Source organism: Gaoshiqia sp. US2, assembly GCF_059705485.1.
Genome location: NZ_AP048550.1, coordinates 3,392,554 through 3,410,665 on the forward strand (window position 1 = coordinate 3,392,554; position 18,112 = coordinate 3,410,665).

General features: G+C 45.7%; 14 protein-coding genes. 6 read left to right on the plus strand and 8 right to left on the minus strand.

Going from position 1 to position 18,112, the window contains the following annotated elements:
• The first annotated feature begins 75 nt into the window (after positions 1–75).
• Positions 76–864 (plus strand): C40 family peptidase, encoded by a 789-nt coding sequence (locus tag AC6H3C_RS13670; protein ID WP_497515951.1) that lies wholly within the window; start codon positions 76–78, stop codon positions 862–864.
• 5 nt (positions 865–869) lie between these two features.
• Here the strand turns inward: AC6H3C_RS13670 and AC6H3C_RS13675 are convergent, their stop codons facing one another.
• From AC6H3C_RS13675 to AC6H3C_RS13685, 3 genes are all read right to left on the minus strand, one after another.
• Positions 870–1,928 carry a tetratricopeptide repeat protein gene (locus AC6H3C_RS13675; protein WP_497515952.1) on the minus strand — a complete coding sequence of 353 codons (1,059 nt, stop codon included), beginning with the start codon at positions 1,926–1,928 and terminating at the stop codon, positions 870–872.
• 66 nt (positions 1,929–1,994) lie between these two features.
• Positions 1,995–2,255 (minus strand): hypothetical protein, encoded by a 261-nt coding sequence (locus tag AC6H3C_RS13680; RefSeq protein WP_497515953.1) that lies wholly within the window; start codon positions 2,253–2,255, stop codon positions 1,995–1,997.
• A gap of 99 nt (positions 2,256–2,354) precedes the next feature.
• Complete coding sequence (locus tag AC6H3C_RS13685) at positions 2,355–3,344, minus strand: Gfo/Idh/MocA family protein (RefSeq protein ID WP_497515954.1); 990 nt, start codon at positions 3,342–3,344, stop codon at positions 2,355–2,357.
• Between the two features lie 246 nt (positions 3,345–3,590).
• Between AC6H3C_RS13685 and AC6H3C_RS13690 the strand changes: the two genes are divergently transcribed.
• The 4 genes from AC6H3C_RS13690 to AC6H3C_RS13705 all read left to right on the plus strand — a co-directional run bounded on the left by AC6H3C_RS13690 (position 3,591) and on the right by AC6H3C_RS13705 (position 9,360).
• On the plus strand, positions 3,591–4,421 hold the full coding sequence (locus AC6H3C_RS13690) for a sulfide/dihydroorotate dehydrogenase-like FAD/NAD-binding protein (RefSeq protein ID WP_497515955.1): 831 nt from the start codon (positions 3,591–3,593) through the stop codon (positions 4,419–4,421).
• Between the two features lie 2 nt (positions 4,422–4,423).
• Positions 4,424–5,908, plus strand: coding sequence for an NADPH-dependent glutamate synthase (gltA, locus tag AC6H3C_RS13695; protein WP_497515956.1), 1,485 nt, complete (start codon positions 4,424–4,426; stop codon positions 5,906–5,908).
• A gap of 21 nt (positions 5,909–5,929) precedes the next feature.
• Positions 5,930–6,916 carry a dihydroorotate dehydrogenase-like protein gene (locus AC6H3C_RS13700; protein ID WP_497515957.1) on the plus strand — a complete coding sequence of 329 codons (987 nt, stop codon included), beginning with the start codon at positions 5,930–5,932 and terminating at the stop codon, positions 6,914–6,916.
• Between the two features lie 110 nt (positions 6,917–7,026).
• Positions 7,027–9,360, plus strand: coding sequence for a LysM peptidoglycan-binding domain-containing protein (locus AC6H3C_RS13705; RefSeq protein ID WP_497515958.1), 2,334 nt, complete (start codon positions 7,027–7,029; stop codon positions 9,358–9,360).
• A 153-nt stretch (positions 9,361–9,513) separates the two neighbouring features.
• Here the strand turns inward: AC6H3C_RS13705 and AC6H3C_RS13710 are convergent, their stop codons facing one another.
• The 3 genes from AC6H3C_RS13710 to rocD all read right to left on the minus strand — a co-directional run bounded on the left by AC6H3C_RS13710 (position 9,514) and on the right by rocD (position 12,907).
• Positions 9,514–10,248, minus strand: coding sequence for an IS1634 family transposase (locus AC6H3C_RS13710; RefSeq protein ID WP_497515959.1), 735 nt, complete (start codon positions 10,246–10,248; stop codon positions 9,514–9,516).
• Positions 10,223–11,086, minus strand: coding sequence for an IS1634 family transposase (locus tag AC6H3C_RS13715; RefSeq protein WP_497515960.1), 864 nt, complete (start codon positions 11,084–11,086; stop codon positions 10,223–10,225). Before AC6H3C_RS13715 ends, AC6H3C_RS13710 begins: the two co-directional genes overlap by 26 nt.
• Positions 11,087–11,683: 597 nt before the next feature.
• Positions 11,684–12,907: an ornithine--oxo-acid transaminase gene (gene rocD, locus AC6H3C_RS13720; RefSeq protein ID WP_497515961.1), complete on the minus strand. Its 1,224-nt coding sequence runs from the start codon at positions 12,905–12,907 to the stop codon at positions 11,684–11,686.
• A gap of 212 nt (positions 12,908–13,119) precedes the next feature.
• On the opposite strand from rocD, the gene AC6H3C_RS13725 reads away from it, so the two are divergent.
• Complete coding sequence (locus AC6H3C_RS13725; RefSeq protein WP_497515962.1) at positions 13,120–15,036, plus strand: tetratricopeptide repeat-containing sensor histidine kinase; 1,917 nt, start codon at positions 13,120–13,122, stop codon at positions 15,034–15,036.
• On the opposite strand, the gene AC6H3C_RS13730 is transcribed toward AC6H3C_RS13725, so the two are convergent.
• Positions 15,014–17,068, minus strand: a complete 2,055-nt coding sequence (locus AC6H3C_RS13730) for a BatA domain-containing protein (RefSeq protein WP_497515963.1) — start codon at positions 17,066–17,068, stop codon at positions 15,014–15,016. The two genes, AC6H3C_RS13725 and AC6H3C_RS13730, sit on opposite strands and share 23 nt — an antisense overlap.
• Before the next feature lie 43 nt (positions 17,069–17,111).
• A complete protein-coding gene (locus AC6H3C_RS13735) occupies positions 17,112–18,098 on the minus strand; it encodes an alpha/beta hydrolase (protein ID WP_497515964.1) in 987 nt (328 codons plus the stop codon).
• Between the last annotated feature and the right edge of the window lie 14 nt (positions 18,099–18,112).

The window sequence follows — 18,112 nt, forward strand, 5'->3', positions numbered from 1 at the left end:
TTTAAAGACTTATGTAACCTACAAAAACTTACGGTGAAGTTTTATCTTTGGAAAATAAAATTAACAAATTCTTTCATGAATTACGGCATTTCGGGTTTAAGTATTATTCCTGTCAGAAGAGAACCGTCAGAAAAGAGCGAAATGATCAGTCAGATCTTATTTGGCGAGCATTTCCTGGTCAGCGAGCAGTTTGTGGGGTGGTGCAGGGTAAGCCTGGCCTACGACGGCTACGAAGGTTGGGTTGATTGTAAAATGATCACTCCCGTAAGCGACCGGATCTTTCATAAAATAGAAAAATCACCTTCGGCCGTTTGCACCGATATTTTTAACCTGATTCCGGTGAACGATGAACAGAACATGATGATTGTTGCCGGTAGTTCGCTACCCTGCTGGAGACCCTATAAACATGAGTTTTCGATTAACCGGGATATTTACAGGATGACGGGTAACTTCAGATACCATCAACCGGAAGAGTTGCGGAAATTCATGATCAGACAAGCTTTGATGTATTTTAATGCGCCCTACTTATGGGGAGGCCGGTCGCCGTTTGGAATCGATTGTTCCGGCTTTACGCAGATCATCTATAAAATGGCGGGCATTAAATTGCCCCGCGATGCGAAAGACCAGGTTTTTTTAGGGGTGCCGTTGAGTTTTGTTGATGAAACACAACCGGGCGACCTGGCATTTTTTGACGACGACGAAGGCAATATTGTGCATGTGGGGATTATCTGGGAGAAAAATAAGATCATCCATGCATCCGGGAAGGTGAGAATTGATAATGTTGACCAATTCGGCATTTTTAACGTCGACACCAAACGATATACGCATAAAATGCGGGTGATGAAACGGATTCTTGACGTGTAGCCTGTTTAATAATCCGACCGGTGAAACTTCTGTTTTTCACCGATCGCCATCGGGTTTTCGGTAAACCATTCGATAAACGCATCGAAGTTTTCGGCATTGGTCTGATGCCAGTGCCTGAATTCATCGGGCGCTCCGTGCATTAAAATCCAGTAATTGTAACATTCAAGGTAGCCACTGTCAATCAATGCTTTATGCCAGTCGAACAGGATGTTTGGGTGTGTTTCATTAAAACCTTTTTCGAAATACAGAGTTATAAAATTTTTCCTGATCCGGTTGAGCGATTCAAGCGTAATTTCATCTTCGGTAACAGCCATCATGAGTGTTGGCTCGTAAACCAGCCCAAACGGAATAACCTGTTCCCTGTCAGGTTGAATCGTTGCATTTTTATAAAAACTAAGACTCACCGAAGTGTCGGAAGTAAATTGAATTTCGCTTAAATAAGTATCGAATAAGATCTTACTGATTTCTTCAGTTCTTTTTGTTCCCCGTTCCAGGTTCATGAATAATTCTCCGTAGATCATTCCCCACAATTCTTCATTCGAACTGCAAAAGATCCGGGTTGCCCAGTAATAGTTTGATGGGAAAGTGGGGTCAAGTTCAATTCCCCTTTCGTAGAATTCAAGCGCTTTGCTCCAGTCTCCCTGATGCATATTTCCAAGCTCGAGATACAACATGCCGGAGTTCGGGAATTCCTCTAATCCAAGCTGGTAGGTTGTAATGGCTTTTTCGGGCTGGCCGTTCATATCGTAGGCATTGCCAAGCATCTGATAACACTGGTCCGTCACGCCATCCATCAGAATTACTTTTCCGAAATATTCAACTGCTTTTGCATAGTCCTTTTTCAGATAATAGGCATAAGCTGTTTCATACGGATAGTTGATATTCGACGGGTCAAGCCGGCTCGATTCTTCCAGGATGCGGATGGACTGATCAATTTCTCCGCTGTCCATCAGTTTAATAGCTTCCAACGCCTGGTCGTAGGCTTTCTGCTTGTCCGAATCAGTCTGGGCAAAGCAGGCCACAGCCAGAAAAAGGGAGAGCAGCGTGGTGAATAATTTTTTCATGTTAAGTTTCCTTCTGATATGCCGAAACAGCAAAACAGCCCGAAACTGTACGGCGAAAATCAATCCTTAGTCTATCTTGTCGATCGGGTGGGCGGAGAGAGGTGCAATTAACTGGCTCGAACCGCTGCCCGGTTCAATGGGTTTTACATGTTGATCCGGTTCGGCAAACAACTTGGTTTTTTCCTGAGCCTCAGGCGTTTTTTGCTCCTCGTTGATGATGGTGATTTTTGCCGTATCTGCTTCCATTTTCTGGGTTTGCTCAATGTGATGGGTCATTTTCAAACCCAGCAAAAAAAAGATTGATGATGTGAGGATGTAAGTTTTCATGTGCTCAATAATAAATGCTGGGTTAAAATTAAGTTTTTTATTGGACAATGAAACAGAATTATCGGTGAAAATAGTTTATCAGTCGACAAACACATCAGATCAGTCAAAACCGGGAAATACAATTCCGGCATCCTGTCTGACCTGATCCAGAATTTCCATCAGATCCTGTGAGAATTGCAGCGGCATCAACTCGCTTTCTGTTTTACCGGCATCCAGGCATTCCATTACATGGGCGGCTTCAAACTGGTAACCAAACCCGTCGACCGGGGTCGAAGGCAGAATTGTTTCTCCGCTGTCGCCTTCCCTCCAAATGGTGATTTGGGTAGGGGCAAACCAGCGTTTATTGAGGCGCAGGTAACCCTTTTCGCACCAAAACTCGGTTTGGATGGATGAGTGCGATGCAAAGCTGGAAGCCAGCGAAGCCATTTCTCCTCCGGCATATTTAAAACTCATGACAATGGATTCTTCCGTACCGGTCGGGCTGAAATCGGCCAGTGTTTTGATTAACTCCGGTTTTCCTAAAGTGACCAGCGAGGCAAATACCGGGTAAATGCCGATATCCAGTAACGAACCGCCTCCAAGGGCCATGTTGTACAAGCGTTTTTGCGGATCTTTAAGGCTGTTGAATGCAAAATCAGACCGGACCATTTTCAATTTGCCGATTTGCCCCGAATTTAAAATATTGAGCGCTTGCTGAAAGCTTGGCTGAAACCGGGTCCAGAAAGCTTCCATCAGAAAAGAATTGTTTTGCCGGGCACAATCCACCATTTGCTGAACCTCTTTGCTGTTGATGGCAAACGCTTTTTCGCACAATACTGCTTTTTTATGCTTCAGGCAAAGTATGCTGTGATTTTTGTGGTGCGAATGGGGCGTCGCAACATATACCGCGTCGACAAGGGGATCGGCCACCATCTCTTCGTAACTGCCGTATGCTTTTTCGAATCCAAATTTACGGGCAAAATCCTGTGCCCGTGTTAAATCACGCGAAGCCGCCGCATAAAGTCGGGCGTTTGGCAGGCGTTTCAGGTCGCTGCTGAATTTTTCGGCAATATGCCCGCAACCCAATATGGCCCAGTTATACATCTTCATTTTTTTGTGTTTATTTTGGTTTGGGCAAGATATAAAAATCTCTGCTTACCACGGAAATTCAAGTTGAATTTATATTTTGTCTGAATTTTTCGGATTGAAAATTTGCCGGATAGCCTGGTGAATCGGGACAAAATCCTGAAAATTGTTAAAATCGTCCGAAAAAAACTGAAAATTGACTCATCTTGAAGTTCACATTGTTATTTTTGCTCATTCAAAAAAAAGCCAAATTAACTGTTTATACCTGATATGAATTCAATTATTAGAACCGAACAGTTTTCGGAGAATGTTGTAAAAGTAGTGGTCCATGCGCCACGCATTGCACGTTCACGGAAACCCGGGCACTTTATCATTTTACGTATTGATGAGAAAGGGGAGCGTATTCCGCTGACCATAGCCGGATCCGACGAAAAGGCCGGTACCATAACACTTGTAGCCCAAAAGGTAGGGGTAACTTCCAAACGGCTTTGCGAAATGAAGCCCGGCGACCAGATCCTTGATCTGGTAGGCCCTCTTGGCCGCGCCACCGACATTCATCGGGTGGGCACCATCCTGGCTTGTGGAGGCGGTGTTGGTGTTGCGCCTCTGCTTCCGATTGTCGAAGGCTTCAAAAAGGCCGGTAACCGGGTGATTACCATCCTGGCTGCCCGCAGTAAGGACCTGATTATTCTGGAAGATGAAATCAGGAAATGGTCGGACGAAGTGATCGTGATGACCGATGACGGGTCGTACGGTACAAAAGGACTGGTAACTGCCGGCGCTGAGCAGATTATCCTGCGCGAGAAAATTGACGAATGTGTTGCCATCGGACCTGCGGTGATGATGAAATATACAGCGCTTTTAACCAAAAAGTATGACATACCGACCCAGGCCAGCTTGAATGCCATTATGGTTGACGGAACCGGAATGTGCGGAGCTTGCCGTGTTAGCGTTGGTGGACAGACTAAATTTACCTGCGTGGACGGACCTGAATTTGATGCCCATCAAATTGATTTCGACGAGCTGATACTCCGGTTAGGTGGATACAAACAAGAGGAGCAAGTCGCTTTTGAAACGTATTTACAATTACAAAACAGCTGATTATGACACCGGAATATCTGAAACAAGAACGTGAACAAGCGTGGCGGGTAGAGCTGCGTAACAAGATAAAAAATAAAGAGCGTACCGAAATACAGCGCGTTAAAATGCCCGAGATGGAAGCTATGAAACGGGTGTGCTACCAGGATCGGGAAGTTAACCAGGGTCTGGATGCCAAAAGCGCACGTCTGGAAGCTTCGCGATGTATGGATTGTGTGAATCCAACCTGTATTGAAGGTTGCCCGGTAAGTATCAATATTCCCAAATTTGTGAAGAATATTGAACGCGGCGAATTTACCGAAGCCGCAAAAACCTTAAAGGAGACCTCGGCTTTGCCGGCAGTTTGCGGCCGTGTTTGCCCGCAGGAAAAACAGTGCGAAGCCACCTGCTTTTACACGCTTAAACTGAAAAAAGACCCGGTGGCCATTGGATACCTCGAACGTTTTGCTGCCGATTATGAACGCGAAAGCGGTTGTATCTCGGTTCCTGAAACAGCGCCAAAAAACGGATTGAAAGTAGCAGCCATCGGTTCCGGTCCGGCATCGCTGTCTTTTGCCGGAGATATGATCAAGCTGGGCTACGAAGTAACTGTTTTTGAAGCCTTACACGAAATAGGCGGCGTGTTGAAATACGGTATTCCCGAATTTCGTTTGCCCAATAAAATTGTAGATGTGGAGTTGGATAACCTGCAAAATATGGGCGTTCATTTTGAACGAAACTTTATTGTAGGGCGAACAGCCTCATTCGACGATTTAAAAGACGAAGGTTACAGCGCCTTTTTTGTAGCCAGCGGCGCCGGTTTACCCCGTTTTATGAATGTTCCGGGCGAGAACTACAACGGCATCCTGTCGTCGAACGAATACCTGACCCGCGTAAACCTGATGAATGCTGCCAACGATTCGTTTGACACCCCGGTGCTGCGAGGCAAAAATGTAGCCGTAGTGGGCGGCGGTAATACGGCGATGGATTCGGTCCGCACGGCCAAACGGTTAGGAGCCGAACGGGCGATGATTATTTACCGGCGCACCCGGGAAGAAATGCCGGCCCGTATTGAAGAGATAAAACATGCCGAAGAAGAGGGCATCGAATTTATGAACCTGGCCAATCCGGTTGAATATTTTGCCGACGAAAAAGGCCGGGTGAACCGGATGCGGATTCAACGCATGGAACTGGGCGAACCGGACTCCTCCGGACGACGACGTCCGGTTGAAGTGCCCGGATCGGAATACGATATTGCCGTGGACGTGGTGGTCGTAGCGATCGGCGTTTCGCCCAACCCGCTGGTTCCGTCAGAATTGCCGGAACTGAAGGTTAGCCGCTGGGGAACCATTGAGGTCGACCCGGAATCGATGCAGAGCTCCATTCCCGAAATTTTCGCAGGCGGCGATATTGTAAGGGGAGGGGCAACGGTGATCCTGGCAATGGGCGACGGACGCCGTGCCGCTGCCGGTATGCATCAATTCCTGATGGCAAGTAGTGATAGTTTATAATTCAGCTCAAATAATAAGCTTATGGCTAATTTATCAACCCGATTTTTCGGATTAGAATTGAAAAGCCCGGTTATTGCTGCCAGCAGCAGTATGACCGGCCAGATCGACCAGATCAAAAAGATAGCGCAAGCCGGAGCCGGCGCTGTTGTTCTGAAATCGTTGTTCGAAGAAGAAATTTATTTTCAGCTTCGCGAAGAACTAAATGAACGCAAAGAGCTGGTTGCCGATCCGGAGTACCTGGATTATTTCGACTATGTGATCAAAGAAGAAAACCTGAATAAATACACCCGGCTGATCAGCGAAGCAAAAGCGGCTATCGATATACCTGTTGTTGCCAGCGTGAGCTGTATCAGTTCGTCGGAATGGACCTTGTTTGCCCGTAAATTGCAGGATGCAGGCGCCGATGCATTAGAGCTTAACCTGTTTATTATTCCGGCTGACACGGGAAAAAGCAATGAGGCCAATGAACAGTTTTATTTTGATACGGTGCGAAAAGTACTCGACGTGGTTTCGATACCGGTTACCATCAAAATCAGCCATTATTTTTCCAACCTGGCCCGGGTAATCAAAGACCTTTCGCAAACAGGTATCGCCGGGATCACCTTGTTTAACCGCTTTTATTCGCCCGATATCGATATCGAAAATGAAACACTCATTTCGGCTGATGTTCTCAGCGGAAAGAATGAGTATTTGCTCCCGCTGCGCTGGACAGGCATTTTGTCTGATCAGGTGGATTGCCCCTTAGCGGCAACTACAGGTATTCATGACGCCCAAACAGCTGTGAAATTTCTTTTGGCCGGCGCCGGAGCGGTTCAATTGGCATCTGTTTTGTACCGTGAAGGCCCGGAAGCAATCTGCCGGATAAATGAAGGCATAACGAAATGGATGGAAGCCAAATCGTATTCTTCCATCGATGATTTTAAAGGCAAACTCAGTATCCGGACCGGTCACGCGACGGCTTATGAACGTGTGCAGTTTATGTCTCATTTTGGCGGAACGAATTATTAAACTGATAATACGCCCCGAATCGAGGCCTGGCAATGAATTGTTTTTTTAACCGTTTATAAACCCGGAATTCTGACTGTTGTATTATTTTTGTTGATTCAATACGCAAAAAAATGAAGTATTCAATTCTTGTCTTATTTTTTTTAACGGCTTTTCTGACAACAAGCTTCGCTCAAACCACTGCCGGATCGTACCAGGAAGGTAACTTTTCGGTACACCAGGTAAAGGTGGGTGAAACTATTTTTTCAATTAGTAAGGCTTATGCCATTGATCAGAAAGATCTGCTGAATGCCAATCCGGATTTAATTTTTGGGCTGAAAGCAGGGCAGGAACTAAAAATACCGGTCAAACCTGCCACCCCGGAGGTAACTCCGGCAGAACAGGTTCGGCAACAGGAACCGGCATTTGTGAATTATAAGGTTAAAAAGAAAAATACCCTTCATTTTATTGCCAAAGAATACGGAGTTACCGTTGATGATATTCTCCGGTATAACCCCGAAGCCCGGTCCGGAATTAAAGCAGGGCAGATCCTGCGAATTCCTGTTGCTGCAAAATCCGGCAGCGATATTCGCAGTGACAGGGCAGAGCATAAGTTGCCTGAAAATCAGGAAACGATGACGGTTCACCGTGTAGTTGGCGGTGAAACATTGTATTCCATCTCGGGAAAGTACCATTGCAGCATTTCTTCCATCCTCGATTTAAACCCGGAGGCCCGTAACGGCTTACGGATTGGTATGGAACTAAAAATTCCGTCGGCTGAAGCAGACGAACTCTCTGAGCCGGTAACGCCGGGTGAGGGCTTCTTTTTTCATATGGTGGAAAGTGGCGAGACTTTTTGGGGGCTTGAAAAAAAATACCAGACAACCAAAGCCGAACTGATTGAACTAAACCCGGCATTGAAGGATGGTTTACGGACCGGACTAAATATCCGGATTCCGCTGAGGAACATCCCCGAATTTCAGGTGGTGCCAGCCAACGACCAGGCTTTTCTGAAACATATAGCCGCGAAAGGCGAAACCCTTTACAGTATTTCGAAACGATTTGATGTAAAAATATCAGAATTAAAGCGGGTAAACCCGGTTTTGAATTATCGGGGACTGGCCGCCGGCGATACCGTCCTGATTCCGCGAAAAAACGGAAAACCAATACCGGTTGAGCCGGAGTTCGGACAGGAAGAGCCGGAAGATAGTCAGAATTATTCGGTTGAGATACATACACCCCATTTGTTTGCCGACTGTCAACCTAATGTTCAGGCGGCCCAGGAAACATATCGCGTTGGACTGATGCTGCCGCTTTATTTGCCGGCCAATGATTCGCTGAACCGTTATCAGTCTGCTTCGGCAGAAAACCTGACCGGCGGCGCTGAGCGGCGGCGTACGGATAAAACCATCTATGCCCGCTCGGAGAATTTTCTTCATTTTTATGAAGGTGTTTTACTGGCTGTCGACAGTTTGCAGGAGGCGGGAATGCATATCCAATTGCATGTGTTCGATACCAACCAGAGCGCCCGGACAATTGATTCGTTGCTTCGCTTACCCGTATTCCGCGAACTCGATCTGATCATCGGGCCGGTATTTCCGGAGTTGCAGGGACCGGTTGCTGATTTTGCCAACCAGCGTCAGATCCCGATGGTTTCGCCCTTGTCGGCTTCAGGGACCTTTGAAAATACCAATCCGTACTATTTCAAAATTAACCCCACAAAAGATTACCTGATCCGGAAAACAGCCGATTATATTGCCGAAGAATTTGTCGACAAAAACCTGATTGTCATGCAAATGGGCGAGTACAAACATTTGCCCGAGGCTGAACTGGTGAATTTATGCCGGGAAAAATTTTTCCTCTCCGGCTATAACCACCAAAGTAGCCGGGTATTATTTCACGAATATAATTTCGCGGCTGAAGGAACCTGGGGGCTGACGCGAATTTTATCAAAAGACCAGGAGAATGTATTCATCATTCCCTCTGAAACAGAAGCACAGGTGAGTGTTGCCGTGACCAACCTGAATGCCGTTGCCGAGAATTATCCGGTTACCCTGGTCGGCTTGTCCAATTTTCCGCGATACAAGAGTATTCAGACAGAATATTTTCACCAAACCAACCTGAATGTGTTAAGCCCCTATTTTGTCGATTACCGTTCGCGGACGGTTAACCGGTTTATCCGTAAATTCAGGCAAAGCTATTATACCGAGCCCAACCAGTTCAGCTACCAGGGGTATGATGTGGCCTTCTATTTTATGTCGGCGCTGTTTAAGTACGGGAAAGATTTTATCGGTTGTCTTCCTTCGCACCAGGTCAGCCTGACCCAAAGCGAGTTTTCGTTTGACCGGGTGAGCCGCGATGGCGGATACATGAACAAGGGCTTGTTTATTATGGAATACGACAAAGCATTTAACATCAACAGTAAAGGCGTTGTCGGGAAAAATACCGGTTACCTCACCGGCGAGTAAGCCGGAACCCCAGGCGAGTCTGTTACCTATTCGGATGCCGGCTGCATCGTATGTTTTGTTTGCTGAATATTGAAAAATCCAGGATCAATCCGTTTCTATCTGTTTAGGGAATCCCACTTCTTCTCCTGTTTTCGTCAATGGGACACCTAAATTTCAATTTACAGTTTTGGATTGGATTATAATATCATATAGTTCCTGTTGCTCGCTATCCATTCTTAACATTCGAGCTTTGGTATCTTTCGAGTAGGGTAATTGATAAAGGATTTGGTACATATTGTGCGTTATTTCTTGTGCCCTTTTCAAACTAATGACCGATTTTTTGGCCTTGAGCAATCTTTCCAATTCGAGCATTACCGTATATGCAGTGAAACAGATGCAAATGTGGGCTTCGATCCTGTTATATAGCCGATGGTATATTGGACGTACCCTAAGATCGGTTTTGTTCATACGAAAAGCACGTTCAATAAACCATAAGTTCCTGTAATTTGCGATCACCTGTTTTGCCTGAAGGGCAGTGTTGGTCAAGTATCCTTTTATGCCATCCCAGGCGGCATCGGCATTGAACTTTTCCAAATCAATAGAGATGGTAACTATCCCTTCCATCTTTAAATACTTGTTGTATCCCTTGTTGTTGATGTTTGATTTGGTCAGTTTTCCGCTGTTCAGGCGCTTGGTCAGCCTGTCCAATCCACGTTTGCGGTTATGGGCATCTTTGGACATCCGCTTGTTTGTCCGGGACAAAACCAACCGGGTGGCCCCTGTTTTCTTTATCGTCCGCACATCACCGTCTTTTAAATCAAAGGCAAGAATCTTTTGCTTGATCAAGTCGTTTTCGTTTTTGGGGCGTGCCCCAAGGATATATTCATACCCGTTCTCTTCCAATGCCAAGGTTTTTCTTAGACAAAAGGCCAGAATCGGCAATGACAACGGGTTTTCCAAGGTTATACCGCTCTTCCATGCGTTGCAGTACCGGGATAAAAGTATTTCCCTCGAAAATATTCCCTTCAAACAGTTCATAACCGATGGGGTTCCCGCCCTGGCCAACCAACAAGCCAAGAAAAATCTGGGGGCATTGATGTTTGCCGTCCTTTGAGAAACCGGTTTTCCGAAGATCGTCTTCGTCGCTTGATTCAAAATAGAGCGTGGTCATGTCGTAGAAAACCACATCGATCTTCCCTCCCAGCACACGAAGCGTATGGGAATAGGAGATATCTTCCACCTGCTTTTTTATGTCGGGGATCCCATCTGGTTGGCTTTCCACTGCCTCCCTGCGGAAGCACAGGTTGTCCAGAAACCGGTAAATCTTACTGATGTTATAGACAACGCCTTGATAACGGAAAAGGTAATCGATCGTTTTCAGCTTGCTGCCCGGATTAAACAGCCGGGTTATAACCAGGTGCCGGAACAACTCATTGTGGATACGGCCATAGCCGATCCGGTCATAAAGTGTCCCAAATATGATTTCAGGGCCTATGACTTGTATCTGTGAGTTGGAAATGGTTGATAGGAAGTCCTCCAGCTTGATTTCATCTTCATCCTCAAAAAGAGACCTGTTTGTTCCGGTAAGTTCGCGTACATGTTGGCGAGCTTTCTCTTCTAAACGGACAACTTCCGCCTCGGTCCTCCCTGCACCCAAACTTTTGATTACCCGGTAACGCCCATGGCTCTTGTCAACAACCTGGACACTGACCGATCCCGTTTTATTTGCTTTGCGACGAACAAACATGCAACAAAAATAGCCATGAGACACCCAAAATCAAAATAAAACAAGCCTATTTTATTCTGCTTCAATTAGATATAAATTATCGGAAAAAAAGTGACGAAAACAGGACAAGGGCTTGTTTATTATGGAATACGACAAAGCATTTAACATCAACAGTAAAGGCGTTGTCGGGAAAAATACCGGTTACCTCACCGGCGAGTAAGCCGGAACCCCAGGCGAGTCTGTTACCTATTCGGATGCCGGCTGCATCGTATGTTTTGTTTGCTGAATATTGAAAAATCCAGGATCAATCCGTTTCTATCTGTTTAGGGAATCCCACTTCTTCTCTTTGCCGCTTTGCCTAAAAGATAGCTGGGGTTTTACCATATTTCAATCCAATATATCACGTCATTTTCAAGTTCATTAATTGCAATTACTTCTTCTGGAAAATGATTTAATAATAAATTCGTCAAATTTATTGCTAACTTCATTAAGATCAGACTTATAATTATTAATAGCACTACTGCATCCCGCTGATAAAGCTAAAAGAAACAGAATTAGTTTAGTCATATTTTGATTTGTCTTGTAGAACCCTTCAAATCGGCATCAGAGTAAAAACGCTTATCCCCCCAACTGGCCGAATGTTGTTTTAATCCGGCCGATGGCGTCGTTCATTTGTTCTTCGGTAATGATCAGGGGAGGCGTGAACCGGATGATGTGCTGGTGAGTGGGTTTGGCCAGGATGCCGTTCGCTTTCATCGCCAGGCAAACATCCCAGGCAGTTTTACCGCCGGTTGGTTTAATGGCTATGGCGTTCAATAAACCTTTTCCGCGTACAATTTCAATCATTTCCGATTTGATTTTGCGCATTTCGCTGCGGAATAGTTCGCCCATTCCAGTAGCATTTTCGGCCAGCTTTTCTTCGCGAATCACCTCAAGGGCAGCGATGGCCACTTTGGCGGCAATTGGGTTACCACCATAGGTAGAGCCGTGTTCGCCGGGCTTAATGGTGAGCATGATTTCATTGTCGGCCAGCACGCAGGAAACGGGATAAAGGCCTCCTGAAATGGCTTTCCCCAGGATCAGGATATCGGGACGAACGCCTTCGTGGTCGCAGGCCAGCATTTTCCCGGTGCGGGCCAGGCCGGTTTGCACTTCGTCAGCAATAAACAACACCTGGTGTTTTTTGCACAGTTCAGCGGCTTTTTTTAAGTAACCGTCTTCCGGAACATAAACGCCTGCCTCGGCCTGGATGGGTTCGGCCAGAAATCCGGCAACATCGGGGTCTTGCAGGGCTTTTTCAAGCGCTTCAATATCGTTATAAGGGATATTTACAAAACCGGGCGTGTAGGGCCCGTAATCGTTGTAGGCATCGGGGTCGGACGACATCGAGATGATGGTAATGGTTCGCCCGTGAAAGTTGCCGTTACAAACAACAATTTTGGCTTGGTTGCGCGGAATTCCTTTCACCTTGTAGGCCCATTTTCGACACAGTTTTAAGGCCGTTTCGTCGGCTTCGGCGCCCGAATTCATGGGAAGCATCCGGTCGTAACCAAACAGTTTGGCGGTATATTCTTCCCATTCGCCCAATACGTTGTTGTAAAAAGCGCGGGAGGTGAGCGCTAATTTTTGAGCCTGCTCCTGCAGCGCTTTAACGATTTTCGGATGACAATGCCCTTGATTCACGGCCGAATAAGCCGCCAGAAAATCATAATATCGGTTGCCGTCAACGTCCCATACAAAAACGCCTTCGCCCCGTTCGAGCACAACAGGCAGCGGATGATAATTGTGGGCGCCATACTGGTTTTCACGGTCGATGTAATATTGAGAAGACAGGTTTTTCATAACGACAGACTTTATGTATTTAAACTTTATGACAGAATTAATAAATATCCGGCTCATATCAAAGCTGATTGATCTGTTAAAAAATATGGATTGAAATGACTTTCCTTATTTCCGGTTATCATTTTTTTATTATTAACGCGCGGAAACCGATGTACAGAGGCAACTAATTTTATTTTGTTATATATTTGGTTGCGAATAGCGTATGATTGTTTATGATGAAGAAGTTTTACCTGTTGCCTGTTCTTTTCCTGGCTTTTCAATCTTTCCTGTTTGCTCACGGGGTCGATATCGATTTATTAAAAAGTAAATTGGTCCATTCCGGGCAACACGAAAAACTGGCTGCTTTGCTCGAATTAGCCTATTGTTACCTCGATTCGGCCAATAACTATCCGACAACCCTGGAATATCTGAATGAAGCCAGCCGGTTGGCCATACAACTGGAAGATGATTCGGCCAAAATTGTTTTGCAAAACTACTACGGGCTGGCCAATTACTTTGCCGGTAATTACGAAACGGCCACAGCCTGTTTTTATACCGGTTTAGCTATGGCCGAAAAAAGCGACAACCAGGCTTTGAAAAGTAAGTTTTTAAATAACCTGGGCCTCATTTATATTAATCTGGAAGAATACGACAAAGCCATTGAATTTTACCGGCAATCATACCGGATTGACAGCCTGGCCGGTGACGATGCCGGCATGTTGCTTACCGGGATTAATACGGCGATTTGTTACCATAAAAAACAGATGCCCGATACGGCATTTTACATGAATGAAAAGCTGTACAACCTCGCGAAGAAAATAGGAGACAGCCTTTCGGTGGTTCATATTCTCAATAATCAGGGGACGATTGAGTATGAACGCAAAAATTATGAAAGAAGCCTTGATTTTTATTCCCGGGCGCTCGAATTGTACCAGGCGATGGATAACCAGGACGGCGTAGCGACTACCTACACGAATATCGGGGTGATTTACCTGAAGCAAAAGGATTATGATTTAGCCCGGTCGTATTTCGAAAAAGCGCTGAAACTCGTGTCCAAATTTAACCTGTTTGGCTTGTCGTCCGAGTTATATTACAATTTGTCTGATTATTACGAGGCAGTTGGCGATTATAAAAATGCACACCTGTTTTATCACAAATACAACGAAGTGAACGACAGCATTGCCGGAGAGAAGAAAAACTTAATGATCCGAAAGCTGGAAGCGCAGTACCATGCAGATAAAAAAACGCGTGAAATTGAACAACTTCAGCAGCAAAACCAACAGCAGCACCAGGAACTGATCAGCCGGAAATTGCAACAGTCTTTTTTGTATTTATTCATTTTGCTGGTTATTAGCTGCCTGGTTGTGGTGTTTTTGTTGTTGCGCAAGGAGCGTAAGTTGGGCATTCAGCTTAAGGAAAAAACGCTTGAACTGAAACGTTTGAATAACACCCGCGACAAGTTTTTTTCGATTATCGCACACGATCTGAAAAATCCGTTTAATGCCCTGATCAGCTACACCAGCCTGCTTCGTGAAGACTTCGAGCGGTTTTCGCGCGACGAGATCCTTCGGATTATTACCGACCTGAATAATGCCACGGAACAAGGGTTTAAACTGCTTGAAAACCTCTTGCACTGGACCCGATCGCAAACCCACCGGATCAAGGTATTCCGCACCCGGTTTAATTTGCTTGATTTGTGTAAAGAAGTAGAAGAACTTGCCCGTCCCAACCTCCATGAAAAGTCGCAGCAATTGATCATCGATGTACACCAAAATCTGATGGTTTTTGCCGATCGCGACATGATTGCCACCGTCATCCGCAACCTGGTTTATAACGCGATTAAATTTTCGCAACGAGGCCAGTCTATCCGGATGGTTAGCGAACTGGATAAGAACATGGTTAAACTTTCAATTATCGATCAGGGTATCGGGATAAAAGAATCGGATCTGGAACGGATTTTCCAATATGATGAAAATACAACGACGCATGGAACTGAAGGTGAAATCGGGAGCGGGCTGGGATTGCTGATCTGTCGCGAATTTATCGGGAAAAACGGGGGAGAGATCCATGCTTACAGCAGACCGGGCGAAGGGGCCACGTTCAGCTTTACGGTTCCTTTTTCCGACTTTATGTCTTCCAAAAGCGAGTGATTGCCGGTTCGGCCAGCAAAAACAATAAGCCAAGCAAAATACACAATTTCCAGGTTTCGGTTCCCCGGTTGGTCTCCTGTATTTTTCTCGAAAAATCGGGCTGCTCACTATCAACAATCAGAGGTTGAGTGTCCCAGTCGCTGGTCATTTTCCTTATTTCGTCGGTTTGATAACGATCAGACAACGATTCCTGTCTGCTGTAATTAAAAGCGAGTGTTTTGAGGTAATCCTGTCCGTGGCTTAGCTCGTAAAAGCCAGCCTCGCCGATAAATGCCGACGGATTGATCCGAAAGTGATTTGTCCGGCTGACGATAACCGGGAGTTGACTTTTTCCGCCGGTTTCGTTGGAAATGCTTAAAAACTGACCTTCCGTAAAATCGCGGGGTTTTCGTAACTCGATAACCGACGCGTCGGCCAGGTTGTATTGAATTGTTTGCGGTTCGTAGCTGTTCAGGGCGATGTTATACATCACGGGAACAAAAACAGCTTGTTTATAAAAGTCGGTAAACTGCGGATCGAGGGTGAAATTGAACTGGAACAAGCGCCCCAAACCGGAAGGGTATTCTGCAATGGCCGTACTCCCGTTGTTGTTGGTCATCACGTTGAATTCAACGGTATTTGCCCCCGTCCGAAAGTGGAACGATTCATTCAGGTAGGGGAGATCAAGCTTCTCATTTTCATGCAGAAACACATCCTGAAATAAGGAGTGTTTGAAGTTCAAAACAGCCATTTTCAGCCGGCTGGTATCTTTGGCTGAAATATACCCGTTGGTAAGCCGGCGATAAAATGAGTTGTAATTTGGCAGGTTGGCATTTTTTCCGGGGAAAACACCAAGGGTGCCCCCGTTGTTCACAAATTCGATTAAGGCGGCGCTTAATCCTCCCGGCAATTCATCCAGGTTCAGTAAAAACACACACTGGTAATCATTAATCCGGCTAAGCTGCATCTTTTTTTCCTCCATCGCCGAGAAATGAATGTTTTCATCTTCAAGGTAGAGTTTTTCCAATAGTTGAATGGCTTGCTGCTCTTGGTTGTATATGGCCAAAACATTTACCTTTTGCTCCACCTGGTATGAAAAAAAGAAAGAATTATCGAAAACAACCGGATAGTCGTCCAGTTCAACTTTTCCACGGTGAACGCCCTGCTTATTATTCCGGTAATTCAGCTCCAGTTCGGTATCTTCATTCGGTCCAATGGTCAGCGAACTGACGGCTTTTAACGAATCGTTCATCAACAGGCGTAGCGGAATATTCTGAAAAGTTTGATTGGACTGGTTTCGGACACGGATATGCAGGGTTTCGGTCTGGCTTTGTCGTCGGCCCGGGCTTTCGAACCAGCAGGTGTCAACCAGCAGGTTATTGGTCAGGCCGGTTTCGAAGGGTACCAGCACCAGTTGCTGGCTGCTGTCGGTTTTTAGTTGATTGAAATCGCTGGAATACTTCTGGAAGTCGGAAAGCAGGTAACAGGTTTTTCCGGTATTTGACGCTGTTTTTTCGAAATAGTTATTCAGCAATTGATGCGCCTTGGAGAGTTTTAACGAAGCCGGGCTTTCTTTGATCCGGGCTACCGCGGCAACAAACTGTTCCTTGTTCATTACCTGTCTGTATTCCGTTTCCGATTGGTTAGTCACCAGGATAAAATGGGTTGCCGGGCCGTAACTGTTGGCGATGTTGATAGCCCTGTTTTTGGCCAGTTCAAGCAATACGCCGTTTTCCGACTGATTTTTCATGCTGAACGAGTTGTCGATATAAATCCCGATCAGCTGATGGTTTGTTTGCTGTTCACCGGGATTTGCCGGGAAATAGGGTTGGGCAAAGGCCAGGACCAAAAAGACGACAACCAGAATCCGGGAAAGCAGGATCAGGAGTTGTTTCAGGTCGTTTTTCTTTTTCGATTCCTGCTTAATGACTTTTAAAAATCCGACCTGGCTGAAATAAACCGTTTTGTACCGTTTAAACTGAAAGAAATGGATCAGTATCGGGATGATTACCAAAAGGAGCGCGTACAAAAACAGGGGATCTGTAAATCTCATGATATCCTGTGTGTTTTAATCAAAATAGTGGAAACGTTCATGCTTAAAAATAGTTTTCAGCAAATTCGATCAATGCTTTTTCTACTTCTGCCTGGGTTTTGGAAAACATGCCACAACCGATCACATGAAAGCCGGCATTGAACGCCTGCTTCTGTTTCAGCGAGTCGGGAGTTCCCAGTTTGTCGAACATATCCAGCATGGCGTCAACCCGGACAACTTCATCCTGGTGGTTCTCGTCCTGGTAATAATAGGCAAGAAAAACGGGCGTTTTAACCTTCCTGAAAATTTTATTGGTCATGGCGCCCTCCACCAGTTGCTGAAGGTAAACGGTTGCTTCCAGCCGGTAATAACAGTTCCAGTATTTACATTCGGGATCGTCCGGATTTTCGTTGATGTAACGGTATTTACCGCCAAAGGTTTTACGGGCAATTTGCAATCCCCAGGGTTTGGAGAGTAAAAATGCAGCCGGGTTATTGATCTTCACATTCGGCGACATGAGTAATAAGCCATCAACCAAATCGGGGAAATCAGCCGCCAGTTTTAGCGAAAGTGTGCCGCCGGTTGACGTACTCATGATGATCACTTTTTCGCCGAGCAAACGGGCAATTTGCAAAGCTTCCTTAGCCGATTCGTAAAGCCTGTCGGGAGTCATATCCAGTAAAGGTTCTTTCTCTTCAAGCCCGTGTGAGGCCAAACGCGGAAGATATAAATTGGCTTCGAAATGTTTGGCCCAGTTCGTATGTGTCGGAAAACCTTCGTAAGCTGAAGCGGAAAAACCGTGCAGGTACAAGAGGCAATACCTTGTTTTCTCTTTTAACGAATCGTTGGCCCAGATAATTTTGCTTTCGTTTTCCGGTTTTACAGGAAGCCCTTCTTCCTTTTCCCGGATGGATTGCTCCAGGGTGAGCAAATTGACCTCAATGGCTTGTAACCGGTTATCAAAAACCGGTTTTGGAGGCCGTGGGCCAACCCAGTAAATAAACAGGGAAAAAAGAAAAAAGACCAACAGTGAGCGCAAAAATTTTTCCATCACATCAATTTTGA